Here is a 2,386-nt window from a genome sequence, read left to right on the forward strand (position 1 = left end):
AGAGAATTTTTGCCCGGTCGCTGGGGTTATTCCTTATGACGATATCGATCAAGTGATTGCCATGAGTAATGACACCGAATATGGATTAGCGGCTTATGTCTATGGGCATGATATTCATACCATATGGCGCTGCATGAGAGGTCTAGAGTTTGGCATGGTGAGTGTGAACTCAGTCAAAATGACGGGTGACAGAATTCCATTTGGAGGTGTAAAGCAATCGGGGTTGGGGCGAGAAGGTGGGAGCCACGGCTTTGAGGAATTTAGTGAAATCAAGTACTGCTGTTTAGGGCAATTACCTTCTGCAAGCGGTTGTTGAATGATGATTTTATACAAGGAGAACGATCATGACTAAATCAACCGAACAACTTTTGAAAACCGATCGAGAAACTATCTTTCATTCTTCTACCCATTTAAAGCAGTATGCGGCAGGTGAATTACCAGGGAGAATCATTACCGGAGGAAAAGGGCTGCGAATTACCGACTCTACAGGCGTAGAATTGATTGATGGCTTTGCCGGCTTATATTGCGTGAATATTGGGTATGGCCGAGAAGAAATGGCGGAGGCGATTTATGAACAAGCAAAGAAATTGGCGTACTACCACACTTATGTGGGGCACACGAATGAAGCGCTGATAGAGTTGAGCGATCGTATATTAAAAATGGCTCCAGAGGGGATGAGCAAAGTTTATTATGGCTTATCAGGCAGTGATGCAAATGAAACACAACTCAAATTAGTGTGGTATTACAACAATGCGCGAGGGTTACCAAAAAAGAAAAAAATCATTGCTCGTGAACGTGGTTATCATGGTTCGAGCATTGCTTCTGGTTCAATGACGGGCTTACCTGTTTTCCACTCACATTTTGATCTACCACTTGAGTGCATTAAACACACCATGTCGCCTTATTATTACCGTCGTGAGGTCGAAAATATGACAGAAGAAGCGTTTTCTAAATTATGTGCCGAACAATTAGAAGCGCAAATATTACATGAAGGCCCTGATACGGTCGCAGCGATGATTGCAGAGCCAGTATTGGGAACCGGGGGAATTGTACCACCGCCAAAAGGCTACTGGCCTGAGATTCGAAAAGTACTAGATAAATACGATGTCCTGTTGATTGCCGATGAAGTGGTCTGCGGGTTTGGTCGCTTAGGGGTAAATTTTGGCTCGGATCTTTACCAAATGAAACCCGATTTAATGACCATTGCAAAAGGGCTGACTTCTGCTTACTTACCGTTATCTGGCGTAATTATTGGCAACAAAGTTTGGCAGGTACTTGAAGATGGTACCGATCAATGGGGGCCTATTGGGCATGGTTACACTTACTCTGGCCATCCAATGGGGGCTGCTGCCGCGCTGTGCAATTTGAACATCATTGAAAGAGAAGGGCTGGTGGAAAATAGCCGAATTGTAGGTGAGTATTTACAACAACAGATGCAGGTGAAATTTGCCGACCATCCGTTAGTTGGTGATACCCGAGGTGTTGGGATGTTACATGGCTTAGAGTTTTCACCAGATAAATACCACCGAACTCATTTTGACCCTAATTTGAAAGTCGGGGCGCAAATTGCTGCTGCTTGTTTGGAAAGAGGGTTAATTGCGAGAGCCATGCCGCATGGTGACATTCTCGGATTTGCTCCAGCATTAGTCGCGACGACTTCTGATATCGATCAAATGGTAGAAATAACCGAAAGCGCGGTCAATCAAGTGATGAATACTTTAGTAAAACAAAAGCTCTGGAATTAAGGTTATTCTCATTTGAAATGAATCTTCACAAACAAAAAAGGTGGCATACTAAACCAGTATGCCACCTTATTTTTTTAAAGGATTAAGCCGTTAAACGCTTAATCATTCAAATAATATTACTTGTGGTTATCGCGGAAATATTTCCAAGCATCCACTTGAGAACCGTCAGAAAGGGTACAAGTACCTACTTGGCCTTTATCGGTCTTATTTGAAGTGTACTGGCCACCTTGATCAACACAAAAAGTCGCCGCAGGATTTTTCATATCTTGCTTTTGAGTGGATGGTTGCTCACTTGCACAAGCACTCATTGCAGTAACAGCCGTTACGACTGACGCCAACATGATGATTTTTTTCATGGTTTTCCTTTAATAACATTATTTTTTGTCAGTGTACTTTGCGAATGTCAGAAAACGATCAGGTTTCTATAAATAAATTTCAAATAGATTTTTGCGATGTGAATTTCTTGAAATATAAGTCGGTTGGGCAAGATTTATCCGAGCGATCAGTGTTTTGGTTATATAATGCGCACTTGAACTCATATTGTTATAAAAGGGCTTTTTTTTTCGATAAGTTGTGGCATGATGACTCACGTCTTCCAAAGACTGCTTATCCAATAAGCGTGCGTCGTATAATGGCTATTA

Annotated in this window: 3 protein-coding genes; 2 read left to right on the forward strand and 1 reads right to left on the reverse strand. The window is 42.2% G+C overall.

Annotated features, from left to right (window positions below; translation table 11 throughout):
• The coding region (locus A1QC_RS15285; RefSeq protein ID WP_039836313.1) for an aldehyde dehydrogenase family protein at positions 1–316 on the forward strand (316 nt) is incomplete at its 5' end.
• Positions 317–344: 28 nt separating this feature from the next.
• Positions 345–1,745 (forward strand): aspartate aminotransferase family protein, encoded by a 1,401-nt coding sequence (locus A1QC_RS15290; protein WP_017024769.1) that lies wholly within the window; start codon positions 345–347, stop codon positions 1,743–1,745.
• A gap of 116 nt (positions 1,746–1,861) precedes the next feature.
• Here the strand turns inward: A1QC_RS15290 and A1QC_RS15295 are convergent, their stop codons facing one another.
• Positions 1,862–2,101: a putative hemolysin gene (locus A1QC_RS15295; protein WP_017024770.1), complete on the reverse strand. Its 240-nt coding sequence runs from the start codon at positions 2,099–2,101 to the stop codon at positions 1,862–1,864.
• Between the last annotated feature and the right edge of the window lie 285 nt (positions 2,102–2,386).

The sequence above is a fragment of the Vibrio rumoiensis 1S-45 genome (genome assembly GCF_000286955.2).
Classification (GTDB): domain Bacteria; phylum Pseudomonadota; class Gammaproteobacteria; order Enterobacterales; family Vibrionaceae; genus Vibrio; species Vibrio rumoiensis_A.